The organism is Hyphomicrobium nitrativorans NL23, assembly GCF_000503895.1.
Classification (GTDB): Bacteria; Pseudomonadota; Alphaproteobacteria; order Rhizobiales; family Hyphomicrobiaceae; genus Hyphomicrobium_C; species Hyphomicrobium_C nitrativorans.
The window spans coordinates 3,534,085-3,560,898 of record NC_022997.1 but is presented as its reverse complement, the minus strand read 5'-3'; the positions used below and the strand labels follow the sequence as shown (position 1 = coordinate 3,560,898).

The 26,814-nt window shown below is 64.8% G+C and carries 25 protein-coding genes and 1 tRNA gene; 15 read left to right on the top strand and 11 right to left on the bottom strand.

Features of this window, described 5'->3' with window-relative positions; all coding sequences use genetic code 11:
• Positions 1 to 93 precede the first annotated feature (93 nt).
• Positions 94 to 2,235: an AsmA family protein gene (locus W911_RS16550; protein WP_023788695.1), complete on the bottom strand. Its 2,142-nt coding sequence runs from the start codon at positions 2,233 to 2,235 to the stop codon at positions 94 to 96.
• A 312-nt stretch (positions 2,236 to 2,547) separates the two neighbouring features.
• Here W911_RS16550 and W911_RS16545 point away from each other — a divergent pair, with 312 nt between their 5' ends.
• Entirely contained in the window at positions 2,548 to 3,237 is a 690-nt protein-coding gene (locus W911_RS16545) for a hypothetical protein (protein ID WP_023788694.1), read from the top strand.
• Positions 3,238 to 3,248: 11 nt separating this feature from the next.
• Here W911_RS16545 and W911_RS16540 read toward each other — a convergent pair whose 3' ends face one another.
• Both W911_RS16540 and W911_RS16535 read right to left on the bottom strand, forming a co-directional pair.
• Positions 3,249 to 4,604, bottom strand: a complete 1,356-nt coding sequence (locus tag W911_RS16540; protein ID WP_041319237.1) for a TIGR03808 family TAT-translocated repetitive protein — start codon at positions 4,602 to 4,604, stop codon at positions 3,249 to 3,251.
• A gap of 50 nt (positions 4,605 to 4,654) precedes the next feature.
• Entirely contained in the window at positions 4,655 to 5,302 is a 648-nt protein-coding gene (locus W911_RS16535) for a pyroglutamyl-peptidase I (protein WP_158412882.1), read from the bottom strand.
• Between the two features lie 365 nt (positions 5,303 to 5,667).
• Between W911_RS16535 and W911_RS16530 the strand changes: the two genes are divergently transcribed.
• Both W911_RS16530 and W911_RS16525 read left to right on the top strand, forming a co-directional pair.
• Complete coding sequence (locus W911_RS16530; protein WP_023788691.1) at positions 5,668 to 6,969, top strand: alpha/beta hydrolase; 1,302 nt, start codon at positions 5,668 to 5,670, stop codon at positions 6,967 to 6,969.
• 91 nt (positions 6,970 to 7,060) lie between these two features.
• On the top strand, positions 7,061 to 7,603 hold the full coding sequence (locus tag W911_RS16525; RefSeq protein WP_144083641.1) for a hypothetical protein: 543 nt from the start codon (positions 7,061 to 7,063) through the stop codon (positions 7,601 to 7,603).
• 17 nt (positions 7,604 to 7,620) lie between these two features.
• On the opposite strand, the gene W911_RS16520 is transcribed toward W911_RS16525, so the two are convergent.
• The 6 genes from W911_RS16520 to W911_RS16495 form a co-directional block, all read right to left on the bottom strand.
• A complete protein-coding gene (locus W911_RS16520) occupies positions 7,621 to 8,043 on the bottom strand; it encodes an HIT family protein (RefSeq protein ID WP_023788689.1) in 423 nt (140 codons plus the stop codon).
• Positions 8,044 to 8,136: 93 nt separating this feature from the next.
• Positions 8,137 to 9,309, bottom strand: a complete 1,173-nt coding sequence (locus W911_RS16515; protein WP_023788688.1) for a GNAT family N-acetyltransferase — start codon at positions 9,307 to 9,309, stop codon at positions 8,137 to 8,139.
• Between the two features lie 139 nt (positions 9,310 to 9,448).
• Positions 9,449 to 10,864: a methylenetetrahydrofolate--tRNA-(uracil(54)-C(5))-methyltransferase (FADH(2)-oxidizing) TrmFO gene (trmFO, locus tag W911_RS16510; protein ID WP_023788687.1), complete on the bottom strand. Its 1,416-nt coding sequence runs from the start codon at positions 10,862 to 10,864 to the stop codon at positions 9,449 to 9,451.
• A gap of 90 nt (positions 10,865 to 10,954) precedes the next feature.
• Positions 10,955 to 11,668, bottom strand: coding sequence for a TolB-like translocation protein (locus tag W911_RS16505; protein ID WP_023788686.1), 714 nt, complete (start codon positions 11,666 to 11,668; stop codon positions 10,955 to 10,957).
• Complete coding sequence (cydB, locus tag W911_RS16500; protein WP_023788685.1) at positions 11,665 to 12,678, bottom strand: cytochrome d ubiquinol oxidase subunit II; 1,014 nt, start codon at positions 12,676 to 12,678, stop codon at positions 11,665 to 11,667. Before cydB ends, W911_RS16505 begins: the two co-directional genes overlap by 4 nt.
• Before the next feature lie 3 nt (positions 12,679 to 12,681).
• On the bottom strand, positions 12,682 to 14,079 hold the full coding sequence (locus tag W911_RS16495) for a cytochrome ubiquinol oxidase subunit I (protein WP_023788684.1): 1,398 nt from the start codon (positions 14,077 to 14,079) through the stop codon (positions 12,682 to 12,684).
• Between the two features lie 183 nt (positions 14,080 to 14,262).
• Here W911_RS16495 and W911_RS16490 point away from each other — a divergent pair, with 183 nt between their 5' ends.
• The 4 genes from W911_RS16490 to W911_RS16475 all read left to right on the top strand — a co-directional run bounded on the left by W911_RS16490 (position 14,263) and on the right by W911_RS16475 (position 18,837).
• On the top strand, positions 14,263 to 14,490 hold the full coding sequence (locus W911_RS16490) for a hypothetical protein (protein ID WP_179944417.1): 228 nt from the start codon (positions 14,263 to 14,265) through the stop codon (positions 14,488 to 14,490).
• Positions 14,491 to 14,731: 241 nt separating this feature from the next.
• Entirely contained in the window at positions 14,732 to 15,829 is a 1,098-nt protein-coding gene (locus W911_RS16485; RefSeq protein ID WP_023788682.1) for a DUF2157 domain-containing protein, read from the top strand.
• The gene (locus W911_RS16480; RefSeq protein ID WP_023788681.1) at positions 15,826 to 16,398 is read left to right on the top strand and encodes a GDYXXLXY domain-containing protein; all 573 of its coding nucleotides are present in this window, start codon (positions 15,826 to 15,828) and stop codon (positions 16,396 to 16,398) included. Before W911_RS16485 ends, W911_RS16480 begins: the two co-directional genes overlap by 4 nt.
• A 285-nt stretch (positions 16,399 to 16,683) precedes the next feature.
• Positions 16,684 to 18,837: a sodium-translocating pyrophosphatase gene (locus W911_RS16475; RefSeq protein ID WP_023788680.1), complete on the top strand. Its 2,154-nt coding sequence runs from the start codon at positions 16,684 to 16,686 to the stop codon at positions 18,835 to 18,837.
• A 95-nt stretch (positions 18,838 to 18,932) separates the two neighbouring features.
• On the opposite strand, the gene W911_RS16470 is transcribed toward W911_RS16475, so the two are convergent.
• Both W911_RS16470 and W911_RS16465 read right to left on the bottom strand, forming a co-directional pair.
• Positions 18,933 to 19,565, bottom strand: a complete 633-nt coding sequence (locus tag W911_RS16470; RefSeq protein ID WP_023788679.1) for a DUF6891 domain-containing protein — start codon at positions 19,563 to 19,565, stop codon at positions 18,933 to 18,935.
• Between the two features lie 136 nt (positions 19,566 to 19,701).
• Positions 19,702 to 20,199 carry an outer membrane protein assembly factor BamE gene (locus W911_RS16465; RefSeq protein ID WP_041316713.1) on the bottom strand — a complete coding sequence of 166 codons (498 nt, stop codon included), beginning with the start codon at positions 20,197 to 20,199 and terminating at the stop codon, positions 19,702 to 19,704.
• 187 nt (positions 20,200 to 20,386) lie between these two features.
• Between W911_RS16465 and W911_RS16460 the strand changes: the two genes are divergently transcribed.
• The 8 genes from W911_RS16460 (at position 20,387) to W911_RS16425 (ending at position 26,338) form a co-directional block, all read left to right on the top strand.
• On the top strand, positions 20,387 to 20,881 hold the full coding sequence (locus W911_RS16460; RefSeq protein WP_210163468.1) for a ubiquinol-cytochrome C chaperone family protein: 495 nt from the start codon (positions 20,387 to 20,389) through the stop codon (positions 20,879 to 20,881).
• On the top strand, positions 20,878 to 21,399 hold the full coding sequence (locus W911_RS16455; protein WP_023788677.1) for a YceD family protein: 522 nt from the start codon (positions 20,878 to 20,880) through the stop codon (positions 21,397 to 21,399). The genes W911_RS16460 and W911_RS16455 overlap by 4 nt, the downstream gene beginning before the upstream one ends.
• Positions 21,400 to 21,742: 343 nt before the next feature.
• Positions 21,743 to 22,819: a phosphate acyltransferase PlsX gene (plsX, locus tag W911_RS16450; RefSeq protein WP_023788676.1), complete on the top strand. Its 1,077-nt coding sequence runs from the start codon at positions 21,743 to 21,745 to the stop codon at positions 22,817 to 22,819.
• Between the two features lie 30 nt (positions 22,820 to 22,849).
• Entirely contained in the window at positions 22,850 to 23,827 is a 978-nt protein-coding gene (locus W911_RS16445) for a beta-ketoacyl-ACP synthase III (protein ID WP_023788675.1), read from the top strand.
• Between the two features lie 190 nt (positions 23,828 to 24,017).
• Positions 24,018 to 24,338 (top strand): integration host factor subunit alpha, encoded by a 321-nt coding sequence (locus W911_RS16440; RefSeq protein ID WP_023788674.1) that lies wholly within the window; start codon positions 24,018 to 24,020, stop codon positions 24,336 to 24,338.
• 436 nt (positions 24,339 to 24,774) lie between these two features.
• A complete protein-coding gene (locus W911_RS16435; protein WP_023788673.1) occupies positions 24,775 to 25,332 on the top strand; it encodes a MerR family transcriptional regulator in 558 nt (185 codons plus the stop codon).
• Between the two features lie 134 nt (positions 25,333 to 25,466).
• Entirely contained in the window at positions 25,467 to 26,198 is a 732-nt protein-coding gene (locus tag W911_RS17605; RefSeq protein WP_023788672.1) for a 4'-phosphopantetheinyl transferase family protein, read from the top strand.
• A gap of 61 nt (positions 26,199 to 26,259) precedes the next feature.
• Positions 26,260 to 26,338: transfer RNA gene (locus W911_RS16425), tRNA-Pro, on the top strand.
• Positions 26,339 to 26,814: the final 476 nt, after the last annotated feature.

Here is a 26,814-nt window from a genome sequence, read left to right as displayed (position 1 = left end):
ATCCATTGCAGCTTGGCTGTGCATCTGGATCCCCCGCCGGATAATGCCCAAACTGTCTTGCCGTGGCAACGCACGCCCATTTTCGACTGATCTCTAAGGAGACTCTTCAGTCGGATCGTCATTCCTCGGCAGCAGAGAGCGGAGCATATCCCGCGCCTGCGGCGAGAGTTGGTCGGACGGAAGGTTGAGCGCCAGCACACGGCGGATCGCCACTTCGACCTCTGCCGGCGGCGGCTCCGGTGCGGGCTGAAGCGCCTGCGGTCCGCCGAGATCCGGCGCGGCCGAGAACAGGCCCCACCAGTCGATCCCGATGGACGGGCTCGCCCAGCTTCCCGAAATCCGCACGGGGATCGGCAGCGCCGTCGGCGGCGGGATCGCCTTCACGCGGATCTCCTGGTTCAGGCTGCGCGCCGGCACGTTGACCGATCCCGTCGAGTTGATCTCCACCTCCGGGCCGCCCATCGAAAGTCCGGGCCGGCTTTGCATGATGCCGCGGCGGATGTCGTACTGCGCATCGAGCCGTTCGAAGCTCGTGCGTTGCGAGAGATCGAACGTCCAGCTCTTCCACCACTCGAAGATCATGCGCCGCACGTTGAAGCCACGCAACGCGCCCTGCCCCATCTGGAAACGCGCCTTGCCGTCGAGCGTCGCCGTAAGCTGGCTTTGGTTCTGCCCGGCCGCAGTCGCGCTGATCTCGACATTGGACGTGCCGCTGAGCAGCGGATTGCCGGTAAGCTCGATGGCGATCGGTTCGGCCGCCACATTGTTAAGCGTCAGGTTGACGGCGGCTTTCGGCGGCTCTGCGCGCGCGTCGAGATTGAGCGTACCGACCGCGTTGCCCGCACCGACGGCGAGTTCCTCGATTTTCGCGTCGAGCACGCCGTCCGCGATGTCGGCCTTGACCTTGCCGTGCTTCAGGTCGAGTTGGCCGTAGCTCACCTGCATCGCACGGATCGTGACATCGAGATCGACCGCGCGGATCGCCTTGAGATTGAACGGCTGCTCGCTCCACGCTGGCGCGGCCACGGCTGAAGGAGCCGCCTGCGGCGCGGCCTGCGGTCCGGCTTCGAGCGCCTTGAGGTCGGCGAGAAGCTGCTCCCAGCCGGGTGCCACGAGCGGCTCGAATGTCGTCTCGGGTTCGAGCGGCATGAACGAGGTCCGCCGCGTCGTGCCGAGAATGCGGTCGATGTCGATGTGTTCGCTGGCGATGTCGCCCGCGACTTTCGGCCGTTCGCCTGCGAAATAGAGCGTGCCGTTGAAGCGGCTCGCCGTCGTGTTGACCATCACGTCGGTGTCGGTGAACGCGATGTCGCCCGTGGTAGCGACGACGTGCCCTTCGAGCGATGTTTTGAGCGGTTCTCCGCCCGGTGCCGTGTCGGTGCCGACCCAACGCACGAAATCGATGAGCGAGGGCGTCGATGCCGCAAGCCCGCCTATGAATTCGGCGTCCGAGGCGAACGCGGCATCACCGTCGAGCGTAGCTTTGAGGAGACGCGCTTCGAGCGAACCTTTGAGGGACGACGAGCCCCCCGTCAGGGGCGCGTCGTAATCGCCGAGCGCGGCATCGAAAGTCACCGTCTCGCCGCCCGCGTCGAGATTGCCTTTTGCCGTCGCCCCGCCGGTTGCGGGATCGAGCAGCACGGTGCCGTTGATCCGGCTCGCCGCGTGCTGGCTGCTGGCCGCGGCGCTCGCATAAGTGACATGACCGTTTTCCACCGTCGTGACGGAGGGTGGGCGGAACTCCGCAACCGTCGCTGTCGCTGCCTGCGGCGCGACGCCCGGCGCGGTGCCTGGCGATGTCACGACCCAGTTCCGTCTCCCGTCCGCCGCTTCTTCGAGCGAAAGCAGCGGGTTGATCAATGCGAGGCTGTCCAGCCGGACCCGCCCCTTGAGCAGCGGGAAGAACTCGACCGTCGCGCGGGCGGTGTCGGTGCGAAACAGGTCGCGCTCCGCCATTCCGGGTGGGTTCGACACGCGCACGTCTTTGAATTCGAGCGTGAGGAACGGGTTCAGCCGGTAGTCCATCTCGCCGATGGTCACTGTGCGGCCGATTGCGTCGCCCGCGCTCTTGGCGATCTGGTCCTTAATCAGCCCGAGCGGCGGGAAGGCGAGCAGCAATCCCGCCGAGACGACGACGCCGATCAGCACGAGGCGGAAAATCCGCCAGCCTTTGCTGCGCTTTCTGGGTCCCGCTGCCGCCGCCGAGGCGGTTGGCGCTCCGGTATCTTCTACCATGCGGGTCTCCACGCAACGCTTCGTCACGATCGCGCCGAAAGCTGCTGGTACGGCGGAGATCGTGACAGACGACGAGAACTGACGGTGTGCTCCCCCCAATGACGCGAGCCAAGCGGGAGCGGGCCCACGAGAACGCGAGCCTCGATGTCGAGATACTATGCGGGGCTCCACCCTTCAACCCGCCGACGGAACGCGAGCAGCCGAGCGTGGCACGCAAGAGACGATGCCCCTATCGGGCTTGATTGGAAACGGACGGCATGGCTAGACTTCCCGTTGGAAGCGAGCCGGCCGAGGAACTGAGGGAACGAACGCATGTCGATCAAGGGCTTGTGCGCCCGGGTGCAGTCTCTGGCCGCCCCGGCAATCGCCTCGTCAACGCTTGCGATCCTCGCAGGGTCCGCGGCCGCTCTGGCAGCGGGCAAGCTCATCGCGGTCGAGTGGTCCGATCCTGAAATCAAGAGCTTCGTCAGTGCGCATCGCGATGCCGCGGCGCGGTCTCTGGGGCCGACGGCCGACGATCAGCTTGCTAAGCTCAAGCTCCCCGTCCTGGCCTTCGACAGCACGCCAGGCATTGTGGAAAAGACGTTGAACATCGGCCCGCGCCCGGCCGTCGAGCGCGACGTGGTCATGGATGAGGCCGAGCCCGTCTGGTACCAGCTCGTCGAACGTTACGGTGATGTGACGGTTTCGGTCTCCGCCGATCTTCGCGTCCAGCACGAATTCCCGGAAGGCGCCATTGAGCTTTTCACGGACGAGAGCCGAGGCGCGGCGCCGACCGCCGGTCCGGCCGTGTCGGTGTTCGACGAAACCGATTATGGAGGCGAGGAGGGCTTCCTGGCCGAGTACACGATCACGCGCTTCGGCGTACCCTACACGGTGACGGTCGAGTGCTCGGAAGAGGCGAAGGACCAGTGCCGCGACACGACGCAGATTTCGAAGGATAGCGAGCTGCTGACGCTCATCCGCGCCAATCCTCCGGCCCCGGCCGAGCCGCAGGAGTAAAAAGCCGCGCGCTACACCGCAACGTTGCCGCTGACGACGATGCGTGCGGGCGGCTGCGCGTCGGCGGACGCAAGATCCGGCCCGTGCGGAACGGCGTGGTCCATGGTCCTGATCGCGCCATTCTGCGTGCGGGAAATCATGTTGTTGCTGATCAGGCACGCGCCGCCTGCCGCGTCGGACGAGACCGCGATCCCGATACCGGCGTTGCGGATCAGGTTCCCCGTAATGGAAACGTCGCGCAGGTAAGGCCCCCAGCCCGCGCTGATCCCTGCTGATGGCGCGTTCTCGATTACATTGCCGGAGACGACTGTGTCGGCCTCGATCCCGATCCCGATCCCGCGCACGTCCACGATCTCGTGCTCGCGCCGGAACAGGTCGCGGATCAGGTTGCCCTGCACGACAGCGAGGCGGCCCCCCTCGTTGAAGTTGGTCACGGAAATGCCGCTCGCGGCCTTCTCGACGACATTGCCGGAGATCAGCGCGCCCTCGAAGGCGAACTCCGCATAGAGCGCCACCTCGCCGGCCTTCGAGCACGAATTACCGATCATCTGGATGTTGTCCGCGCCGTTGCCGCGGATGGCGGTATAGGCGCAGTCCGTGATGCGGTTGTTCGCGACCAGCACCCCGCCCGCGCGAAAGACGTTGACGCCGTTTCCGTTCTGTCCGGTGCCGCCGCCCTTTGCGGCGATACGTTCGATGCGGTTGCCCGAGATGATGGTGGCATCGTCGCCGGGCGCGCTGCGCCAGACCTGGATGCCGTTGTTCGCGCAATCGGTGACGAAATTGTGCGCGATATCGAGGCCGCGAGCGTCGAGGCTGAGAAGCCCGGCGTCCGACATGCCGGCAATCGTGCAGTCGTTGACGCGGCCGGAGCAGCGCGTAAGCCCGATGCCGTTGAGCAAACCCTCCCGCACGACAACATCCGAGAGCACGAACGCCTCGCAATCGACGAGCGCGATCAGCGAGGTCGCACGCGCCGCGTCCATCGCCAGCCGGTCACCGTCGACGACAAGGCCTTCGAGGCGCACGTCGGGCGCGCCCTCGGCGGCGAGAAACGTTGCGCCGCCGATGAATTGCAGCACGCTCTGGCGCGGCGTCCCGATCAGGTGGCTCCGCGGCCGCAGCGTCAGCGCGCCGACTTGGAACCGCCCCGGCGCGAGAACCACGGGCACGCCGCGTTCGGCCGCTTTGTCGATGGCGGCCTGCACCTCTGCCGTCTGGTCGCCGCTCGTCGGCGCAACGGATAAGACCGATGGAGCCGTCGCCTCAGGGCGCGCACGCGGCCCCGCCCCCGCCGAAGCGGTCGTTGCGGCGAATCCGGTTGCGATAAGTCCGGTCGAAAGAAGCGTGCGCCGATCGAGGGGCATAAGGGTGATCTCCAGACGCGAGATCATGCACCGGAGCCGGTTAAAGGACGTTAACGCGCTTTCGCCCGTGGGTGACGCCTGGGCGGGGGGCGGCCGAGGCAGGTTCGGATGATTTCGAGCCCCCCGGTGAGCGCGGTGCCCCAGTCGAAGCGCAACTCGTTCGTCTTGCCGGGCTTGGCCTGCGCCGCCGGGATGACGCGCGGAATATGGAAGAAGCCGACGACGGGCGGTTCCCGAAGCTGGTTGGCGACGAACAGCGAGCGGTAAAGCAGCGCATTGCAGAGGTAGCCGCCCGCATCGTGGGATGTGACGATGGGCACACGAAGGGCGAGGAGACGCTCGACGATGTCGTCGGCCGGGAGCTTCGCGTCGAGCGTGTCGGAGCCGCCCTGGATGACGACGTCTGCGGGCGGCAACGCCCCGGCCGCGTCTTCTGCCGGCTTGCACGTGTTGCGGGCGATACCTTCGAGAACATACGAACTCGCGTCCGCCGACACGCCGAAATGCAGCACCAGTTTCGGACGTTCCCGCTCGTAGAGCGCTTCCAGCCGTTGCGGCGCGCGCTCCCACTCGGTTGGCAGGACGCGCGCCACCACCCGGTGCGCGCTGAAGCGGCGGGCGGCGAGGTGCGCGAGCTTCGAAACGAAGCGTTCGCTCACGTTCTGCGCTACGCCCGGAAAAGGACCGAATCCCGTCAAGAGGATGGTGTCTCTCTGCCGCATTGGTTTTAGGACCGCTCAGATTAGCTGTGCAAAAAGCGGGCAGGGGAGGTGCCGCGCGCCCGCGCGATCTCGTTGATCTGTCGTGCGTTCGGGCCTAGGCTCCGCCAGCTCTCGATGGTGACCACGCGAAAGACCTGGGAACGCGATGGCAATCCTTCAATAGCGGCGTCGATGAGCAGGGTGTGGAGGGAGTTGTGCGCAGATTTGGGTTGCTGGCTGTATGTCTCGCGGCATTGGCCCTGGCGTCGTGTGGCGAGGCGCCCAATCGCTCTGAAGCCCCGGACCCGCCAACGGCGGGTTCGCCGCCGCCGGATGTGTCCGGCGCGCCCGATAGCGGGGGCATGGACGATACGGACATGATCGCCGAGCCCGCACCCGCGCCCGTCCCGTCGCCGCCGCCCGCGACCGACTATAACCAGCGCCAGCGGTTCGATCCGAAAGGCGGCGGACAGCCCGCACCTTCATTCCGTCCGGCGCCGCCCCCGCGCGCAGGCGCGGCTCCGCCTCCTGCCGGTCGCGTACCTCTGCCGCCCCCGCCGTCTTCGGCCGAGTACCAGCCTCCTGCCGAAGCCGCGCCTCCGCCGCCACCCGAGGTCGCAGGCGCCGCCGTCGGCGAATGGGACGTGGTTCCGGTCTACTACGGTACCGACCGCGCGGAGAGATCCACAAAGGACCGCCTCGATTACGGCACGGATCGCGGCCGCCGCCTCGAACTCGGGCGCGCGCTCGTCACGGTGCCGAAGGCGCACCGCGAGCCGTTGATCGAACGGCCGTGGGCGATCCGCGTTTTCAACATCACGCTGTACGAGGAAGCGGAGGACCCGAACCGCCACTTCACCATGCAGGAGGTGAAGACGCTCTCGGAGGAGGATTTCCTGACGGTGGTGCGCGAACGGCTGGCCGCGTCCAAGCGCTACAAGGACCACGCCTTCATATTCGTACATGGCTACAACACGAGCTTCGATTACGCGATCTATCGCACCGCGCAGATCGCCTACGATCTGAAGTTCGACGGCGCACCGTTCGCCTATAGCTGGCCCTCCGGCGGCGGCATCGCGAGCTACACCTACGACCGCGAAAGTTCCGGCCAGGCCGAGCCCTATCTCCGCGAGTTCATGGAGATGGTCATCAACAAGACCGGCGCGAAGTCGGTCAGCGTCATCGCGCACAGCATGGGCAACCAGCCGACGCTCCAGGTTCTGCGCGAATTGCGCCGCTCCAAGCCGGACGACGTGCGCATCAGCCAGGTGATCCTGGCAGCGCCCGACGTTGACCGCGACAACTTCGAGAACATCGCGCGCGAGCTCAAAGGCCTCGCAAGCGGTGTGACGCTCTACGCGGCCGGCAACGACCGTGCGCTCATCGTATCGCGGAACTTCTACGGCGGCATCCCGCGCGCGGGCGACGTGCCGGTGACGGGGCCGCTCGTCCTGCCGGGCATCGACACCATCGACGTCACCGCCGCCAGCATGGATAGCCTCGGGCTCAACCATTCGGGCTACGCCGAAAACAACGCGTTGCTCGACGACATCGCGGTTCTGATTGAGCGGGGAATTCGCCCGCCCAAGCTGCGCACGCCGCGGCTGGAAGAGGTCACGACCGACCGCGGCGCATACTGGCGCTTTCCCGCCGGGAGCCGCTGAGGCCGGCAGCATTTCGTTAACCCGGCTTTGAGAATGTCCTAAGGCGTGGCGCGAATTGCGCCGGACGACAATCTCAGAGCGGGATGAGACCATGAGAAGCGTTGGGTTGGTGCGTTCGCCGTTCGTGGTTGTGGCAGCCCTTGCGACGCTCGCCATTCTTCCTGCCGGCGCCGGTGCCGTCGAGGAAGCCGAGAAAGCCGCGCCGCCCGCTGCATCGTCGGAAGTGGATTATTACACCCGCCGCGCCAGGTCGGTGCTCGAAGCCGAGAAAGCCTTACTCCCAAAGCCACACGCGCTTTCGGCCTCGTATCCCGGCAAGGAGATCGTTGTCTGCGAAGCGGGCTGCGCCGACACCCGCGCGCCGCAAGTCGTGTTCGTTCGTCCCGAAATCCCGCCCGTGGTGGAAACGAGCGAAAGCATGATGGTCCCAACGTCGACGAGCGACGGCCGCTCCGTGCCGCTCGACGAAGTCGCGTGTGTTGCCGGTTGCTATGGCGCTGTCGCCTCCAAGGTCGCCGCACCGGCTCCGGCGCTCGTACCCCAGCCTGCGGAGCCGGCCGTCTCCGTCGAAGACTGGACGCCCCCGATCCGCCTGCGCGAGAGCATCGACGACAAGCTGTCGCCGGTTCGCTGAATACCGCTTTCAGGCCGTCACGCGCCGAGTGCGGCGCGCACCTTCTCCGCGTTGGCCGCGAGCACGGCCTGGTCTTCCATCGTGTCCGAATGCCGGCCGAGCGGCACGCCCTCGTGACGCGGCACCACATGGATGTGGAGGTGGAAAACGCTCTGCCCGCCCGCCGCTTCGTTGTATTGAAAGATACTGACGCCGTCGGCCGTGAATGCCTCCTTCACCGCGAGCGCGATTTTCTGTACGAGGGGCAGCAGCTTTCCGAGCACGGCAGGATCGGCATCCAGCAGGTTGCGCGACGCGGCTTTGGGCACCACCAGCGTATGCCCAGGTCCCTGAGGCATGACATCCATGAACGCGATCACGTCGTCGTTCTCGAACACCTTGTGACACGGGATCTCGCCGCGCAGGATCTTGGCGAAGATGTTGTCGTTGTCGTAGGCCATCGCGTGTCGCTCTCTCTTGCCTGGATACCGCCTTTCTAAGAGCACCCGCGACCGCGCTCCGCAAGCCCCCAATGCCAAGGGCCGCGCGTGCACCTACGCCGGCTCGTCCTTCTTGTACGGTCCGCGATCCCGCAGCACGGCCTTGACCGTCTGGATCTCGCGCCGCTCCTCCGCGAGATAGCGCGCAACCGCGGCTTCAAGCCTGGGATCCGCGATCCAGTGCAGGGAATAGGTCGTCTCGGGAAGGTAGCCGCGCGCGAGCTTGTGTCCGCCCTGGGCACCGGCTTCCGCGCGAGCCAGACCGTGCGCGATCGCATAGTCGATGGCCCGATAATAGCAAAGCTCGAAATGCAGGAACGGGTGATGCCGCGTTTCGCCCCAATAGCGCCCGTAGAGACAGTCGCCGCCGATGAGATGCAATGCGCCCGCGATGAGGTCTCCACCCTCGCTTGCGAACATGAGCAGGCAGCGGTCGGCGAGCGCCGCGCCAAGGAAAGAGAAAAATTCGCGGTTGAGATAGGGTCGGCCCCACTTCCTCAGGCCGGTATCGATGTAAAAATCGAAAAATGCATCCCAGTGCGCGTCTGTGATGTCGTGTCCCGTGACGCTCACGATCTCGACGCCCGCCTGTGCTTCGGCGCGCTCTTTGCGGATGGCCTTGCGCTTGCGTGAGGAGAGCGTTGCGAGGAAATCGTCGAAAGTCGCGTAGCCCGCGTTCGTCCAGTGAAACTGCTGTCCTGTCCGCTGCAGAAACCCCGTCTCGCCGAGGCGGCGCCACTCGCCCTCGGTGAGAAAGGTCACGTGCACCGACGACGCCTCGACCCGTTCGGAAACCGCGACCGCCGCCGCGGCGAGGATGTGCTCGACCTGCGCTTCGTCCTGCCCAGGCCGCACGAGAATGCGCCGCCCTGGAACAGGCGTAAACGGCACGGAGCACTGAAGCTTCGGATAGTAATGCCCGCCCGCCCGTTCCAGTGCGTCGGCCCACGCGTGATCGAACACGTATTCGCCGTGACTGTCGGTCTTGAGATAGAGCGGCATGACGCCTGCAATCGCGCCGTTCGGCCCTTCGAGCACGAGGTGCTGAGGATGCCACCCCGTGCCGTCGCCGACAGATCCCGACTGTTCGAGCGCGTGAAGAAAGGCATGGGAAACGAACGGATTGTAAGCGAGCGTCTCGGGATTAGCGCACGCGTCCCACGCATCGGCGGCAATCGTCTCGATCCGCCCCGCCACCTTCACGATCATCTGTTCGGCGTCGCCCATGCCAAACTCCGTACCGTCTAACCCCTCACCCGGCGCTCGGGCTCGCGCCGGCGCGTCGACCTCTCCCTATGGGAGAGGTGAAGAGAAGCACGCGCCCGCTTCCGGGTGAGGGGGCACGACGCCAAGCGTGGGGAGCACGCTATGTCTCCGCGGGCTCCCGCGCCGCGATCCACTGCCCGAGATCGGCGAGCGCGCGCCGCGACATGAGGCGCTTCTTTTCCGCGCCGCGGGCTTTCCCTTTGAGCTTCCGACCGTCGGCGTCGGTCGTTGGCGCCTCGTCCAGCGGCGGCAGCAGGCCGTAGTTGATGTTCATCGGCTGGAATGAGGAAGATCCGCCGTCGCTTCCGTCGAGCAAATGGCCGCCGGTGATGTGCGCAAGCAATGCGCCGAGCGCCGTCGTCGCGGGCGGCGGACCGGCATCGCGCCCCGTGCGGTCGGCGGCTGCAAACCGCCCGGCGAGCAGTCCAATGGCGGCGCTCTCCACGTAGCCTTCTACGCCGGTGATCTGTCCCGCAAACCGCAGACGCGGCTCGGCCTTGAGCCTGAGCCCTCCGTCGAGCAGCTTCGGAGAATTGAGGAACGTGTTGCGGTGAAGTCCCCCAAGCCGGGCGAAGTCGGCGTCCTGCAAACCCGGGATCATGCGGAACACGCGCACCTGCTCGCCATGCTTCAGCTTGGTCTGGAACCCGACCATGTTCCACAGTGTCCCGTGCGCGTTATCCTGCCGGAGCTGCACGACGGCATAGGGCCTCCGCCCTGTGCGTGGATCGGTGAGCCCGACGGGTTTCATGGGCCCGAAACGCAGCGTGTCGCGTCCGCGTTCCGCCATCACTTCGACGGGCAAACAGCCGTCGAAGTAGGGCGTGGAGGCTTCCCACTCCTTGAAGACGGTCTTCTCGCCCGCGAGCATGGCATCGATGAAGGCCTCGTACTCGTCCTTCGACATCGGGCAGTTGAGATAGTCGGCACCCGTGCCGCCGGGGCCCGCCTTATCGTAGCGCGACTGCCGCCAGACGATGGTCTGGTCGATGCTGTCGAGATGGATGACGGGCGCGATGGCATCGAAGAATGCAAGTTCGCCTTCGCCCGTGCGCGCGCGGACCGCCTCGCTCAGCGCAGGTGACGTCAGCGGCCCCGTCGCGACGACGACGTTGTCCCAATCGGCAGGCGGCAGCCCGGCGACCTCGCTCCGCACAATGGTCACGAGCGGATGCTCGGAAAGCCGCGCCGTCACGTCCGCCGAAAACGCGTCGCGGTCCACCGCGAGCGCGCCGCCCGCCGGAAGCTTTTGCCGGTCGCCCGCCGCCAGGATGAGCGAATTCATGCGCCGCATTTCTTCGTGCAGCAGCCCGACGGCATTGGTCTCCCAATCGTCAGACCGAAACGAGTTCGAGCAGACGAGTTCGGCAAGCCCGTCGGTCTTGTGCGCGTCCGTCGTGCGAACGGGGCGCATTTCATGGAGAATGACGGGAACGCCCTGATGGGCGATCTGCCAGGCGGCTTCGGATCCGGCAAGACCGCCGCCGATGACGTGAATGGGGCTGTTGATGGTCATGCGCCGGAACCTATCACAACGAGGCGGAAGGCGCGCGAGGCCCGCCGCGTGAAAGCGCCGCGCCGGGGCTCCGAACCGGCCACGCGGCACTCAAGATCCCGTGCAGTGGCCGCCCTCGTTAAGGAAGGTCTTGAGATCGTCTACGCTGTCGAATTCGCCCACGGGGCCGATCTCCTTGCTGCCCGTGCCGTCGAACAGCCAGTACCAATCGAAGCTGCCGCCGAGTTCGAAGTAGCGATGCTGCTCGGCCACGATGGCGCCTGCGAGCTTTTCCGAGGTGCACCAGGAGAGCACGGCATAGGCATTGGCCGGGATGATGTAACGGGTCGACGTGTTTTCGAGTGTCATGGCGTGGAGCGCGGCTGACGTCGTCCATGCGGGCGAGAGGAAGTAGAGCGTGCCGCCGTCGGCCGAGAACTGTTTATCGAAAAAGCCGCAGAGGGCATCGGTCGGCTCGGTGCCGGGTCGCCCCGTCATGAGCAGCGTATCGTCGCCTCCGTCGATCCGGATACGCCTCAACTCGTCTGGTGTGGAAAGCGCCGTGCAATCCGGAAACTCGTCGTCGTCCGTGCGCTTGCCGGCCTCGGCCGTTCGCGTGAAATAGACCCATTGCCCATCTGGCGAGAGCACGGCTTCGCTATCGCGCGCTTGGTCCGTTAGCGGAGTGCGGCTGCCGTCTTTCGTCAACACGATATTGCCGCCCTCGATCTCGACGGCAACTTTGGCCTGCGTATGCGCGGCTGTCGGCAGACCGGCAACGCCGAACGATAACGAAAGGACGGAAGCTGCAACGGTGCGGATCAATGGTAGCCCTCGCCGGCTCGGACTTTTCCCCGGAACGTATAGTAGACGAACACGGTATAGGCCAGAATGATGGGCAGCAGGATCAAGACGCCAACCAGCATGAAGAGCTGAGACGAGGGATGCGCCGCGGCTTGCCAGATGTCGACAGACGGCGGCACGATGAACGGCACGTTCGAGACGCCAAGGCCGAAGAAGCCGAGCAGGAAAAGCCCGATCGTGGAGACGAACGGCCGCTTATCGTCGCCTTTGTGCAGTCCCGACCAGCATGACCACGCGGCGAACGCGGTCAGCAGCGGGATCGGGGCCAGCACCAAGAAGTTCGGCAGCGTGAACCAGCGCTCGAAAATGCGCGGGATGGCGATCGGCGTCCACAAGCTCACGACAGCAAGGGCGATGAGAACCACCGGCAGCAAAAGCTGTGCGTGAACCCGCGCGCGGGCCTGCACTTCGCCGTCCGTCTTCATCACGAGCCACGTCGCGCCGATCAGCGCATACCCCGCAACCACGCCGACGCCCGTCAAGAGAGAGAAGGGCGTCAGCCAATCGAAGGTGCCGCCCGCGTAAGCGTCGCCCTGGACCTGCGGGCCCTGCAAAAGCGCGCCGAGGATGACGCCTTGCATGAACGCGGCAACGATCGAGCCGCCCGCGAACGAGAGATCCCACATCTGATGACGAGGTTTGGCGACCCAGCGGAATTCGAAAGCGACGCCGCGGAACACGAGCGCCAGCAGCATGATCAGGACCGGCAGATAGATTGCGGGCATGATGATGGCGTAGGCCATCGGGAAGGCGACGAAGAGACCGCCGCCGCCGAGCACGAGCCACGTTTCGTTACCGTCCCAGAACGGAGCGACCGAGTTCATCATCTGGTCGCGGTCGGCTTCCGCCGGATTTGCGGGAAACAGGATTCCGATCCCGAGATCGAAGCCGTCGAGCACCACATAAAGCGCGACGGCGACGCCGAGAATGAGAAACCAGATCACGGGCAGCCAATAGGATGTGTCTTCCATGGCTCACCTCGTCCCTTCGATGGCTTCGTGGGTGGCTTCCTCGGCTGCCGACAGCGGCCGCGACGGCACACCGCCCGATGGCTTGACCGCCGCGCCCGTCGGGCCCTTCTCGATGAGCCGGTTGATGTAGTAGATGCCCATCGAAAACACGACGGAGTAGACGATCACAAACAGGATGAGCGTGGTCAGCACCGCGCCCGCCGCCACGGGCGAGGCCGCATCTTTGGTGCGCAGGATGCCGTGCGCGATCCACGGCTGACGCCCCGTTTCCGTGACCCACCAGCCTGCGAGGATAGCGACGAAGCCTGCGGGCCACGAAATGGAAACCGCCTTGAGGAACCATCCCGCCTCGAACAGGCGCCCGCGCCACCAGAGGTACGCGCCGAACAGCCCGCCCGCGATCATCAGCATCCCGAGCCCGACCATCACGCGGAACGCGAAGAACACGGGCGCAACCGGAGGCCGGTCCTCCACCGCAAAATCCTTGAGGCCGGGGAACCGGCCTTCCCAGTCGTGCGTGATGATGTAGCTCGCGACGTTCGGGATCGAGATCTCGTAATGGTTGGTCTCGTCCTTGTCGGAGGGCAGCGCGAACAGCACCAGCGGCGCCGGTTTGCTGCTGTCCCAGTGCGCTTCCATGGCGGCCACCTTGGCCGGCTGATGCTCCGCCGTGTTGAGGCCATGCAGGTCGCCGATGACGAGTTGGAGCGGGGCCAGCAGCGCCACCATGCCGATGCCCATCCGAAGCATGGTCCGCGCTTCTTCGTTGAATCGATTGGTCAGGAGATAGCGCGCGCCTACCGCAGCCACCACGATCGATGTCGTAAGGAACGCGGCCGTGAACATGTGCGAGAAGCGGTAGGGAAAGCTCGGATTGAAGATGATCGCGAGCCAGTCCACCGGGTAGGCGATGCCGTCGCGCACCTCGTGCCCCGTGGGGGTGTGCATCCAGCTGTTGGCCGCCAAAATCCAGAACGCGGAGAGCGACGTGCCGATGGCGACCAGCACCGCCGAGGCCACGTGCAAGTTGGGCGAGACCCGGTTCCAGCCGAACAGCATGATGCCGAGGAACGAGGCTTCGAGAAAAAATGCGGTCAGCACTTCGTAGCCGAGCAGCGGTCCCATCACGTTGCCGACGACGTGCGAGAAGCGGCTCCAGTTGGTGCCGAGTTCGTACGAGAGCACGATGCCCGACACCACGCCCATCGCGAAGCTGACGGCGAAAATCTTCGTCCAGAAGCGGGCGAGCCGGTGCAGATGGTCTTGCCCCGTGATGCGCCAGCGCACGAGCAGTGTCGCGATGAAGGCCGCGAGCCCGATGGTGAAACTGGGAAAGATGATGTGAAACGAGACCGTGAACGCGAACTGGATACGGGCCAGCATTGTTGCGTCGAGTTCCATGGCCCTTCGCCTCAAGAGTTGGGCGCCCAACACGCGCGCGATCACGTAAAGCGCGCGCATTGTGGCGAAAGCCGCTGCCGCCGTCGAGCCCCTAAGGAATGGAAAGGGAGCCGTTCCTGGCTCAAAAGGGGAAAGCGTGCTATGAATCGCGCCCATATTTTTCTGAGCACGGAGGACTACGCCATGGACACGAAAGTTGTCATTGCCGTCGCCGCCGCGATTGCGTTGGCCGTGATCGCCTACGTCGCGTTTACCCCGCAACCCGTAACGGACACGCCGTCGGCGACACCCGAGGCGACGACGCCGAGTGCAGCGCCCGAGCCGACGCCGTCTGATCCTGCACCGGCTCCCGAGCCGACGCCGGCACCCGATGCCGCGCCGGAACCGTCTCCATCGCCGGCAACGCCTTAAGCCGCGACGAAACCTCAAGAAAGAACGCGTAGCGCTGCCCGGGCAAATCCACCCGGGCAGCCTGCATTTTTTGCGCCGGGCATCTCGTGCGAAAGCGCGCGCCTCATCGGCCACGTTCCTGACACAGCCCCCGCGAACACTAAGACCTGGATGATCAGAGTTCAGCGTAAGGCAGGAGCCTCAGCCGCCGCTTCGATGGCTCCGTCAACGACAACACCCCGCAGCAAGGGCCGTCCCCCGCATGAGAAGTTATCGCAAACGTATCGAACGCGATCTCGCGCGATGGCGCGAAGCGGGCTGGGTCACGCCGGAGGGCGAAGCCGCCATCCGTCGAGATGTCGCGAGCGGGGCGCACGGCTTGGGCCTCGCAAACGCGCTCGCCATCCTGGCGGCGGTGTTGATCGGCTTCGCGGCCATGAGCTTCGTCGCAGCGAACTGGCAGGAAATGCCCCGCATTCTGAGAATCGGAATGCTGATCGGCGCGCTGTGGGCATCCTACGCCACCGCGCATGCGATGGCGCAACGCAATATGACGGCCTTCGCCGATGCAGCGATCCTGCTCGGTGTCGCCATCTTCGGCGCGAGCATCATGCTGATCTCGCAGATGTACCACATGGACGGCAGCCCGGCCGACTTCGTGCTGGTCTGGGCGGCGGGCAGCTTCCTCGCAGGCGTCGCCCTGCGCTCCAATCCGGCGCTCGCCTTCACCATGGTCCTGATCGTCGTCTGGGGTGTGATGGAAGCGTTGCGGCTCGAACGCGTGTTCTGGCCCTTCCTGCTTCCGTGGGCGCTGATCTCGGCGGCGTTCTATTGGCAGCGCTGGCGGCCCGGGCTCCACCTTTCTGGGATTGCGCTGTCTGGCTTTCTGATCAGCCTCGGCTATCGGCTCTTTGACGGCCACGCCCACGGCCTCGTCGTTGCGCTGGGCCTCGGCATTGGCGGCATCGGGCTTGTGGGCGAGCAACTGAAGCCGGATCTACGGGCCCTGTGGCACGGCATCCTCAACTACGGTCTCGTGATCGCGTTCGCTGGGCTTCTGGCGCTCCAGTTCGTGGAGAACCCGGATCTCGATGTCTTCATCCTGCTCGCCGTGCTCGCCCTCGCGCTGTCCATCGCGGCGATTGCCTGGGGGCTCCATTCCGGCAACCGCGGCGCTCTCTGGCTGGGCTATATCGCCTTCTCGGTGGAGATCCTTTCGATTTACAGCAAGACCGTCGGCACGCTGCTGGATACGTCCCTGTTCTTCCTGGTTGCGGGCGTCATCGTGGCTGGCCTCGCAGCCCTTGCCTATCGAATCCACGCTCGCCGCGTCGCGCTTGCTGAGGGAGTGTCCGCATGATCCGCATGTCGCCCAAGTCGTGGATCGCGGTCGCGCTCGTCGCCTTGATCCAGACCGCCGTGCTTGTGCACATCATCTACGGCCGCATATCCCTTCTGCGCGACGGCCGCGAGATCGTGGCCGAAGTGATCCCGGTCGATCCGCGCGACATCTTCCGCGGCGATTACGTGATCCTCGGCTATGGCTTCAGCCAAGGCGGCAACGTTCCCGTGCCGAACGAGACGCGGCAGGGCGATACGGTCTACGTGACGCTGATGCCCGGCGAAGGTGAGGGCCGATGGGAAGTTGCGAGCAGCGCTCTCAGCCTCGCCACGCCCGCCAATCCGGAGCACGTCGTCCTGAAAGGCATCGTGAACTCAGTCTACAATAGGCCAGGGCAAGGCCCGATCGCGTCCGTTCGTTATGGCATCGAGAGCTATTTCGTGCCGGAAGGCACGGGCCGCGAGCTTGAGAAGAAGGTGCTGGAAAAGAAGATCTCGGCGGTTTTGGCCGTCGGCACCTCCGGCGAGGTGGCGATCAAGGCCCTCGTCGTCGACGGCGAGCGCGTCGTGGAGGAGCCTCTGCTTTAGCGACGTCATGCCCGGCGGGCCGCCTGCGATTTGATTCGGCCGGGTGCGGCAGGGGCTTCCGCCGGTGTCGCGTTGCCGAGAACGGCCGCACGCGCCAGCTCACGTCGGTGTGCGCCGCGGTAGAGATTTGAAAAGAAAGCGGTATTCCTCACAGACTTTAGAAGCGCTCCAAACGTCTTGTGCTCCTTGTGTCCATGTTGCCACTGAAGGTGTCTTTTGGCATGGTCCCGCGCGAACTCATGTGAGATCGCAGCCAACGAGCTGGCCAGATAGGGGACTGTTTCAATGACAGAGATACTTTGGGGGATCATCGCCTGCGGGGCGTTGGCGATCCTCTATGCCGTCTTCACGATTCAGACGGTCATGAAGGCCGACGCGGGCAACGCGCGGATGCAGGAGATCGCCGGCGCCATCCGTGAAGGTGCGCAGGCCTATCTCAACCGCCAGTATCAGACCATTGGCGTCGTCGGCGTTGTCATCTTCGCGCTTACCTGGGTGCTCCTGGGTCTCCCCGTCGCCGTCGGCTTCCTGGTCGGCGCCGTTCTCTCCGGTCTCGCGGGCTACATCGGCATGCACGTCTCCGTGCGCGCCAACGTTCGCACGGCCCAGGCCGCCACCGTCTCGCTCGGCCGCGGCCTCGACATCGCATTCAAGGCGGGCGCAGTCACCGGCATGCTGGTTGCTGGTCTCGCCCTGCTCGGTGTCGCCATCTACTATTACATCCTCACCGAGATTCTGGCCTACGCCCCGTCCGATCGCACCGTGATTGACGCGCTCGTAGCGCTCGGCTTCGGCGCGTCTCTCATCTCGATCTTCGCCCGTCTCGGCGGCGGCATCTTCACCAAGGGTGCGGACGTCGGCGGCGATCTCGTCGGCAAGGTCGAAGCGGGCATCCCCGAGGACGACCCGCGTAACCCGGCCACCATCGCCGACAACGTGGGCGACAACGTTGGCGACTGCGCCGGCATGGCCGCCGACCTGTTCGAGACCTACGCGGTGACGGTCGTCGCCACGATGGTGCTCGCCGCGATCTTCTTCGCGGGCCAGGCCAACTTCAGCGCGCTGATGGTCTATCCGCTCGCCATTTGCGCCGCCTGTATCGTCACCTCGATCGTCGGCACCTACTTCGTTAAGCTCGGCGCCAACAACTCGATCATGGGCGCGCTCTACAAGGGCGTCATCGCCTCGGGTGTTCTTTCGATTGCCGGTCTCTGGGCGGCGACGCATTACGTTCTCGGCGGGTTCGGTGAAGTCGGCGTCGCCAACGGCGTTTCGATCACCGGCCAGGGCCTGTTCCTGTGTGGCCTCGTCGGCCTTGCGCTGACGGGCCTCATCGTCTGGATCACCGAGTACTACACGGGTATCGGGTATCGCCCCGTGCGCTCGATCAGCCAGTCCTCCGTCACCGGCCACGGCACCAACGTGATCCAGGGCCTCGCGGTGTCTCTCGAAGCGACCGCGCTGCCGACCATCGCCATCGTTGCCGGCATCCTGTTCACCTACAACATTGCGGGCCTCTTCGGCACGGCCATCGCCACCACGACGATGCTCGGCCTCGCGGGCATGATCGTGGCGCTCGACGCCTTCGGTCCCGTGACGGACAATGCTGGCGGTATCGCCGAGATGGCGGGTCTGCCGAAGGAAGTGCGCCGCTCGACGGACGCGCTCGACGCGGTCGGCAACACCACCAAGGCCGTCACCAAGGGCTACGCCATCGGCTCGGCCGGTCTCGGCGCGCTCGTGCTGTTCGCGGCCTACAACTACGATCTCCAGTACTTCATCGCGAAGGCGAACGAGCCGGGCTCGACCGTCTATCAGTTCTTCCGCGGCGTGGAGATCAACTTCGGCCTCGACAACCCGTATGTCGTCGTCGGCCTTCTGCTCGGCGGTCTCATCCCGTATCTGTTCGGCGGCATCGCCATGACCGCGGTCGGCCGTGCGGCGGGCTCCATCGTCGAAGAGGTGCGCCGTCAGTTCAAGGCCAAGCCCGGCATCATGAAGGGCACGGAGCGCCCGGATTATGCCCGCGCTGTCGACCTTCTGACCAAGTCGGCCATCAAGGAGATGGTGATCCCGTCTCTGCTTCCGGTGCTCTCGCCCATCGTTCTGTTCTTCGTCGTGGATGCCATCGGCGGACGCGGCGCTGCGTTCTCGGCGGTCGGCGCAATGCTGCTCGGCGTGATCGTGACGGGCCTCTTCGTCGCCATCTCGATGACGTCCGGCGGCGGCGCCTGGGATAACGCTAAGAAGGCCTTCGAGGACGGCTTCGTCGACAAGGACGGCGTGAAGCACGAGAAGGGCTCGGAGGCCCATAAGGCGTCCGTCACGGGCGATACCGTTGGCGATCCCTACAAGGACACCGCTGGCCCCGCCGTGAACCCGGCCATCAAGATCACCAACATCGTGGCCCTGCTGCTGCTCGCCGTGCTCGCGCACTAAGCGACACGGAAGTCACGAGACGAACGACGAGAGGCCCCGGAGCGATCCGGGGCCTCTTTGTATGAAGAGGGCAATTTGTGGAAGGTGTCGCGTTTTCACGCCTTGGAAGGGTTCACGGCTGCAGAGGGTGCAATGCGTCTTTGCCAGTCGAGCCGCACCGCGATGCGTTTGCCGACCGTCCCGTCCCACTCCGTCTGGAGCCCCGCCGCGTGGAGCGCGCTCACGACGACGCGTCCCACTGCGATGGCATTGACGTCTCCCCCCTCGACATGGCCGTAACTGAGGTAAAGGCCACCGCCTTCCGTGGCGTTGTCTGTGTCCTGTGTGTGATAGAACGTGAAGCCGGTCACATCGATGCCCGCCTTCATGGCCTCGGCGATCTCTTCGCCGATTTCTGCAAAGCCGCAGTTCTGGCAGCACGTGAAGTCGTGGCGTGCGACGATCCCGCCCTCGTTGAGCACGTCGAAGGCGCGGTCGAGCCGGTCGCAATCCGTGATCTTGGGCCACGTCGCCTGCGCGGAGAGATGCTCGGCGAATGCCGCCTCGATTTCGGCCTGCGCCAGACGCTCGACCGTTCCCTGGTCTGCGTCCTCGTGCTCTTCGAGCAGCACCTCGATTGCCTCGTCGAGAATGTCGGCAAACGTCCGGGTGCCGCGCGCCACCTGCGGGCGCACGAACGCACGAATGTCGTCCACGAGATTTGGCCCGGTGTCGTTCGAGCTGGTCATTCGGATCTCTCGTTCAAGCAGGAAACGGCCGCGCGTTTGAAGCGCCTCCGGAAAAGCGGGAGCGGATTTTCCGATAGAAGATCGATAAAACAAAATCTAAGAACCGTTCCGCGGTTCCATCGGATCGGAAAACGCTCTAGTCGCCGAAGATCTGCTTGGTTCCGAGGTTGCGGAAGAGCTGCTTCACGATGCCGTCTTCCTTGCCGCCCGGCGCCGGTGTGGTGCGGGAGACGAAGTCGAACACCTTGCCGTCCTGCATGCCGTATTGCGCCACGCGGTCGACGGTTTGCGTCGGCGTGAAGTAAACCGCGAGCACCTGCCGGTCCACTTCGCTTCCCTTCATGAACGCGACCTGCCGCTCCGTGCTGGAGATGTAGTAATAGGCCGAGCCGTTGCCGATGCTCGTCGTCGTGGTCGGCGTGCCCAGCACGAGGCGCACCTGTTCCTGGCCCATGCCGGGATAGATCTGCGCGACGTCGGATTCGCGGAACTGGTGGCCGCGTTTGATGATTTGCTCGCTGCAGGCGGTGATGAGCACAGTCGACGCGATGAGCAGAGGCATCAGCGCGCGAAGCGCAACCTCTCCCGCCCTGCGGCTCTGCACGCCCTGGCGCGACGCGTCGTGACGGCGCATACTGAAACGACCCCCTGGGAGACTGATGGAAACCCTTAGCGTTCGCCCTTAGCCAAAAGAAGGCCGCGAGGCAACGGTGCGGACCCTGTCATCCCCTGTAGTAAAAACTGGAAAACCGCACGTGCTCGCCTGGTTTAGACGAAGAACTCAAGATCGCCAGACAGCAGTCGACCTTTATGGCGCGGTCGTGGCTGAGGCCCGCCGTCCGCTCATTTTCGAGCGCTTCGGTGTCCAGGATACCCCGGAAGGCCGCGCCGGATTGATCATTTTGGCCCTGTTTCCTGTGCTGGACCGCCTGCAAGCCGGCACCCCACGGGCGCGCCGTGTGGCGCGGCTGCTCACCGAGGCCTACGTGACGGACGTTGACGATTGCCTGCGCGAGATGGGCGTCGGCGATATGGCCGTGCCGAGAAAGGTGAAGAAGGCGGCCCAGGCGCTCGGCGAACGTTGCAAGGCCTATTCCACAGCGGCCCGCGCGTCCGCTCCGGTCCCGGCCCTTGCGGCCGAGCTGGCCTCCACGATCCCGGGCCTTGGCGAAGCGCCCGCCGGCGCCAACGCGCTTGCAGGCTTCGCGCTCGCCACCGTCGAGCGTCTGAAGACAGAGCCGGAAGATGGCCTGCTCGCAGGCCGCATCGCATTCGCGCCCTTATCCGCCGACGATCTTATGGAGACACCCACATGACGGCGCTACGAGACTGGGTCCACGCCCTCGCGGACATCGGCCCGGCTGACGTGAACCAAATTCGTGTGGCCACGGAGGAAGAGCGGACGGAGCTCGCGCGCGAGCTCGATATTCTCTCCTGCGACAGCCTGAAGGCAACATACCGGCTCAAGTCCTTGGGCAGCGGCCGCTACGCTTTTACGGGAGATCTCGATGCCGAGGTCACGCAGGCGTGTGTGGTGAGCCTCGATCCGGTGCCGGCCCATATCCGCGAGGAATTCTCCGTCACGCTCGCCCCCGCGGCTGCGCTCGAAGACGAGCCGGTCGTTGCCGGTGACCGTGAGGTCTCTTCCATTGCCGATATGGCGCCGATCGAGAACGACCGGATCGACGCCGGGAGCCTGATCTATGAGGTTCTGTCGGCGGCCCTCGATCCCTATCCGCGCAAACCGGATGTCGAATTCGATTGGGTCGATCCCAAGATCAAGGAGGACAAGGGGCCGTTTGCCGCACTCGCCCAGCTGAAGCGCGAGACATGAGCCCACGCATCGAGAAAAGGCGCGAGCCAAGACACTGAGCGGCCAGCGTTTCCCCGGTGGCTTCCCGCCCGTCGCCATACGAGACCGGGGCGTTCCGAAAAAAAGTTGTTTCGCAAGCGCAAACGGGTATTTTCCCGTCCGTCCGAACACGGGGTTTGGGACAGGTTTTCCAGGACCACACCGGGCACTTGATCGTCTGGGACGTGAGCGGCATAGCTCATGGTCGGGATGTGGATCGGGTCGGCACGAAGTCGTCTGATCCCGTTCGCAATTCCCGCGATGCGAGTCCCGCCATTTTTCCACGGGCTACGGGAGCCCGGCCGACAAGGTCAGAACGCGCAAGATGGGACAGCAACGAACATTAGCGCTCGACGCTATGGGCGGCGACCATGGTCCCGAGGTCATCGTTCCCGGGGCCGCGATCTCGCTGGAACGTCATCCGGGCTTGAGCTTCATCCTGGTGGGCGACGAGGCGCGTATTGCGCCCGTTCTCGCAGCCCATCCCGCGCTCGCCGCCCGGTCGCGCATCGTCCACACCACGCAGGTCGTGGCCATGAACGAGAAGCCGAGTCAGGCGCTGCGGCGCGGCAAAGGCTCCAGCATGTGGCTCGCGCTCGATGCGGTACGGACAGGCGAGGCGGCTGCGGCCGTCTCCGCCGGCAACACCGGCGCGCTCATGGCCATGGCCAAGCTCATCCTGCGCCCGATGAAGGGAATAGAGCGCCCGGCCATCGCCGCGCTCTGGCCAACGATCAACGCCGAGTGCATCGTGCTCGACGTGGGCGCCAACATCGGCGCCACGAGCCGCCAGCTCACCGATTTCACGCTGATGGGCGCTGCCATGGCGCGCGCACTCTTTCATGTCGAACGCCCCACCGCCAGCCTGCTCAATGTGGGCGTCGAGGAGGTGAAGGGCGCCGAGGAGGTCAAGGAGGCGCACGCGCTTCTGAAGGCGGTGGAGCTGCCGCTCGACTATCGCGGCTTCATCGAAGGCAACGAGATCGGCCAGGGGAAGGTCGATGTGGTTGTTGTCGAAGGCTTTGCCGGAAACATCGCACTCAAGACGGCCGAGGGTACGGCGCGCCAGATCGGCCAGTACGTGAAAGACGCGATGATGCGGACGTGGTTGTCCCGGGCGGGGGCCTTCTTGGCGCGTGGCGGCTTCCGCGTTCTCAAAGAGAAGATCGACCCGCGTCGCATCAACGGCGGCACGTTTTTGGGTCTCAACGGCATCGCGGTGAAGAGTCACGGCGGCACCGACGCCCTCGGCTTTGCGAGCGCCGTCGATCTCGGTTACGAAATGTCGGTAAGCGGGCTGATCGAGCGCCTCGCGGCCGATCTCGAAACCTTCCATCATCGCCTCGACACCGTTTCCGAGGCTCCCCGGCAGGAGGGAACCGCTCCCGCACCTGGGTCCTGATAAGCTCCGGAAAGAAGAAAAGAGGACTTCGTGGCAGTCATTCGATCGGTCATTCGCGGTGTGGGCGCTCATCTGCCGAAGCGCGTGATGACGAATGCGGATTTGTCGAAGATCGTTGACACCTCCGACGAGTGGATCGTCGAGAGAAGCGGCATTCGTCAGCGCCATATCGCGGGCGACGACGAGTTGACCTCGACGCTGGGCGCGGCAGCGGCCCGCCAGGCTCTGGTGCGCGCTGGAATTGATCCCGTCGACATCGACCTCGTCATCTGCGCGACCGCAACGCCCGACCGCACGTTCCCCGCCACCGCCGTCAAGATTCAATCCGAGCTTGGCGTGAAGAAAGGCGCGGCATTCGACGTCCAGGCCGTGTGCTCGGGTTTCGTCTATGCGCTGACGATTGCCGACAACTTCATCAAGGCTGGCCAGTCCAAGCGCGCGGTCGTAATCGGCGCCGAAACGTTTTCGCGAATTCTGGATTGGACGGATCGCTCGACCTGCGTGCTGTTCGGTGACGGCGCAGGCGCCGTCGTTCTCGAAGCGCAGCCCCAGCATGGCGCGCGCGAGGATCGCGGCATTATCTCGACGCTCATCCGTTCCGACGGCCGTTTCGAGGATCAGCTTTACGTCGATGGCGGACCGGGCTCCACCAAGACGGTCGGGCACTTGCGGATGAACGGGCGCGAAGTGTTCCGCCACGCCGTGCAGAAGATCTCGGGCGTCATCGAGGAAACGCTTGTCGCAACAGGTTACGCCGCCGACGAGATCGACCTTTACGTGCCCCATCAGGCGAACATTCGCATTCTGGACGGCATCGCCAAGAAGCTCGGCGTCGCGCCCGAAAAGATCGTTATGACCATCGGGCGGCACGGCAACACCTCCGCCGCGTCGATCCCGCTCGCGCTGAACACGGCGTTCGAAGAACATCGCCTGCGCGAAGGCAGTCTGGTGCTCATGGAAGCCATGGGAGGCGGATTTACGTGGGGCGCGGTGCTGGCGCGCTGGTAAGCCGGCAAACCCGAAAAACCTGCGATAGGCCGAGCAAATCGAGCCTCTGACAAACGCGTCTTTACCAGGATTGCAGGGCTACCCAAATCCTCGTGCGATTTCAGTTGCTTGTTGCGATTCTGGCATTGACCGCCCCTGCGACCCCCGGTAGCATAAGGAAAAATACCTAGCGACGGGAGGCGCGAAACCTATGAGCGGGAAGACGCTGACGAGAGCCGATCTGGCCGAGGCCGTGGTCCGGAAGGTCGGCTTGCCGCGCAACGAGTCGCAGGAACTCGTTGAGCTGGTTTTGAACGAGATCTCCGACAGCTTGGCGCGCGGCGAGCAGGTGAAGCTATCGTCGTTCGGCTCGTTCGGCATTCGCCAGAAGGGCGAACGCATCGGGCGCAATCCCAAGACGGGCAAAGAGGTTCCGATCACGCCGCGCAAGGTGCTGGTCTTCCGCCCGAGCAACATCATGAAGGATCGGATCAACTCCGGCCGCTCGCGCCGCACGAAAGCCGCCGAGTAGCCGCCCGCTTTTCCTATCTTCCAGAGCACAAAGCGATTGAGTGCGCCGCGCTTGAGCGCGGTGCGGGACCGAGAGCAGCACGACGGTCCACCCTCCGCGATTGCGTCGTTTTTTCCTCTCCACCATTGCATCGTCCGGACGTGTGCAGAAGGCGCACGCGCAATTTCGTGCGTGCGTTGAGCACGTTAAAAAAAGCTGTGGCCTTCTCATCGAATTGATCGAGACGCAGACGAGTGTTGGCGGTATCATCAACCCAACTAACTGAAGCGTCGAGTAACCGGTTGGCATCTCTGCAAAGGACGCGAGATGCGAGACGGGCATTTTAATGCCACAGCCGCGAACGAGAATGTGTGGGGCGGGCGGTGCGCATCGGTCATGCAGGAGCCGGCGAAAGCTGGATGATCGAACGACTGGGCCAAGGCATCGAGGGGTAGCGATGAGCAAGGCGGCGGAGGCTTTTCGGACCATCAGTGAGGTCGCGGATGAGCTGGATGTTCAAAAGCATGTTTTGAGATTCTGGGAAGCGCGCTTCCCCCAAGTCCGCCCGATGAAGCGGGGCGGCGGACGCCGCTATTATCGTCCTGAGGATATGGAGCTTCTGCGCGGCATCCGCCATTTGCTGCATGCCGAAGGCTATACCATCAAGGGCGTTCAGAAGATTCTGCGCGAGCAGGGCATCGATTTCGTCAAGCAGCAAGGCCGCTCGGTGACGGAGCGCAACGTTCCCGTTGCCCGCGATCTACCTGCAAATGCGCGCGCATTGCCCGCCAACGTACCGGCTGCCGGTCCGGTGCCGGCAGCGGGACGCGGCCCGGTGGCCGTGGCCGCAACGCGTCGTGGCGGTGGCCGTCAGCGCACGAGCGCGACGGATCAACTGGCAACGATCGAAGCCGCCATCAAGGAGCTCGAAGAGTGCCGCGCAATGCTGCTTGAGACGATCGGGAAAAGCGAGCCGGTGCGCGCGCCGCGCCGCGCCCGGGCCGTCGGAGCCTGATTACAACGCTTGCACAGGTTTCGCTTTTTTCTTTACGCGACGCCGGGCCATGCATTCGTATGGTCCGGCGTCGGCGTTTCGAGCGCGTCCGGTCCGGCGTAGCTTTGAGCTGACAAAGGTGCGACGGAACGGCGATGGCCCACGCGGAACTTTGGTTCGTCGATCTTGAAAAGGCGTCGAGTGCGCTCGACGCGCTGGAATCCGCAACGCCCCGCTTGTCGGATGCCGATAATGCGCGCTTTGCCGCGATGACGGATTCGGCCGCGCGTCGAAACCGCCGGCTTGCGCATATCGCGCTTCGTGCTCTCCTCGAACGCAAATGCGGCCCCGACATTCGGAACACGCCGTTCGTCGTGAGCGAATCGGGAAAGCCTGCGCTGGCGTGCGCGAGCGTAAGCTTCAGCTTGGCGCATACGGCAGCATCGGCTCTGATCGCGTTGTCGGATGTCGGCCCCGTCGGCGTCGATCTTGAGCACGCCCGGAAGGTTAAAATCCCCGCCGCCCGACGCGCGCCCATTGAGCGCGCCGCCGTCGCGCTGGCCGCTGGCGTACCCTTGGCGGAGGGCGATCCGGACACACGGTTTCTCAGGGCATGGGTGCGCATCGAGGCGGTCGCGAAAGCCACGGGGAGCGGCGTAGGGCCCATCCTTGAGCGGCTGAGGCCGCGCCGCGTCCCGGAAGGGGCCGACGGCCTCGCAGTGGCTGCGGGCACCTCCGCGGTCGTCGCCCATGATTTGACGATGACGCCCGGCCTTTTCGCTGCCGTCGCTCTGCCACCTGGGCGTTTGCTGCCCCTGGTGCGCCATCTCCCCGACCGGGTCGCCGCTCTCGCCACATGGATTGCCGAGGGCGAGGCTGCACGTTGACGCGAAACGCGAACGAGACATTGACCAAAGCCGCGATGCCGGACATAAGGGGGGCCGAAGTCGGAGCGTAGCGCAGCCTGGTTAGCGCACCAGTCTGGGGGACGTGGGGGTCGGAGGTTCAAATCCTCTCGCTCCGACCAAAACCCCCACAGCAATCTCAAGTTCTTAGCTGTCTGCCTGTGATGGCGACAGCCACAGAATATCACGATTTAGTATGCGTTTGGTATGCGAAAGCACTCATTCGCATCCAGTCTGGTGCGTCGCTCGGCTGACGCCTCACGACGGTCGCACCCTCGTCGCAGCGAGCAAGCTCGTGCTCCTCGCCCTAGCGGGCTAACGGGTGCTTGCGCTGGCCAGGCTGCGCTACGCTCCGACTTCGGACAGTGATGGACACACATCTCGGTGTTCAGCTTGCCGAGAGGTGGACAACACCAAGGGGTGTGTGGGGGGTGGCCCGCCCCTATCGGGGGAGGAATTACTCGCTCTGATTATCGCGCAGAAATTTTTGAAGATCGATTCTACGAGCAAGAACAAGAGGAGCCAGGGGCTATGCCAAAGCTAGACCCAGCTCTAAGTAGACCAAACACCATCCTGGTCTCGATCAGAGATTTCTCAG

Excerpts from the sequence above, each read along its gene's own strand:
- cydB (WP_023788685.1), bottom strand. The coding sequence starts at position 12,678 with ATGGAAGACACATCCTATTGGCTGCCCGTGATCTGGTTTCTCATTCTC.
- W911_RS16540 (WP_041319237.1), bottom strand. The coding sequence starts at position 4,604 with ATGCCCCTCGATCGGCGCACGCTTCTTTCGACCGGACTTATCGCAACC.
- W911_RS16455 (WP_023788677.1), top strand. The coding sequence starts at position 20,878 with ATGACGGCGCTACGAGACTGGGTCCACGCCCTCGCGGACATCGGCCCG.
- W911_RS16525 (WP_144083641.1), top strand. The coding sequence starts at position 7,061 with ATGAGAAGCGTTGGGTTGGTGCGTTCGCCGTTCGTGGTTGTGGCAGCC.
- W911_RS16475 (WP_023788680.1), top strand. The coding sequence starts at position 16,684 with ATGACAGAGATACTTTGGGGGATCATCGCCTGCGGGGCGTTGGCGATC.
- W911_RS16470 (WP_023788679.1), bottom strand. The coding sequence starts at position 19,565 with ATGACCAGCTCGAACGACACCGGGCCAAATCTCGTGGACGACATTCGT.
- W911_RS16495 (WP_023788684.1), bottom strand. The coding sequence starts at position 14,079 with ATGGAACTCGACGCAACAATGCTGGCCCGTATCCAGTTCGCGTTCACG.
- W911_RS16435 (WP_023788673.1), top strand. The coding sequence starts at position 24,775 with ATGAGCAAGGCGGCGGAGGCTTTTCGGACCATCAGTGAGGTCGCGGAT.
- W911_RS16545 (WP_023788694.1), top strand. The coding sequence starts at position 2,548 with ATGTCGATCAAGGGCTTGTGCGCCCGGGTGCAGTCTCTGGCCGCCCCG.
- W911_RS16485 (WP_023788682.1), top strand. The coding sequence starts at position 14,732 with ATGAGAAGTTATCGCAAACGTATCGAACGCGATCTCGCGCGATGGCGC.
- W911_RS17605 (WP_023788672.1), top strand. The coding sequence starts at position 25,467 with ATGGCCCACGCGGAACTTTGGTTCGTCGATCTTGAAAAGGCGTCGAGT.
- trmFO (WP_023788687.1), bottom strand. The coding sequence starts at position 10,864 with ATGACCATCAACAGCCCCATTCACGTCATCGGCGGCGGTCTTGCCGGA.
- W911_RS16550 (WP_023788695.1), bottom strand. The coding sequence starts at position 2,235 with ATGGTAGAAGATACCGGAGCGCCAACCGCCTCGGCGGCGGCAGCGGGA.
- W911_RS16530 (WP_023788691.1), top strand. The coding sequence starts at position 5,668 with ATGGACGATACGGACATGATCGCCGAGCCCGCACCCGCGCCCGTCCCG.
- W911_RS16480 (WP_023788681.1), top strand. The coding sequence starts at position 15,826 with ATGATCCGCATGTCGCCCAAGTCGTGGATCGCGGTCGCGCTCGTCGCC.
- W911_RS16515 (WP_023788688.1), bottom strand. The coding sequence starts at position 9,309 with ATGGGCGACGCCGAACAGATGATCGTGAAGGTGGCGGGGCGGATCGAG.
- W911_RS16520 (WP_023788689.1), bottom strand. The coding sequence starts at position 8,043 with ATGGCCTACGACAACGACAACATCTTCGCCAAGATCCTGCGCGGCGAG.
- W911_RS16440 (WP_023788674.1), top strand. The coding sequence starts at position 24,018 with ATGAGCGGGAAGACGCTGACGAGAGCCGATCTGGCCGAGGCCGTGGTC.
- plsX (WP_023788676.1), top strand. The coding sequence starts at position 21,743 with ATGGGACAGCAACGAACATTAGCGCTCGACGCTATGGGCGGCGACCAT.
- W911_RS16490 (WP_179944417.1), top strand. The coding sequence starts at position 14,263 with ATGGACACGAAAGTTGTCATTGCCGTCGCCGCCGCGATTGCGTTGGCC.
- W911_RS16465 (WP_041316713.1), bottom strand. The coding sequence starts at position 20,199 with ATGCGCCGTCACGACGCGTCGCGCCAGGGCGTGCAGAGCCGCAGGGCG.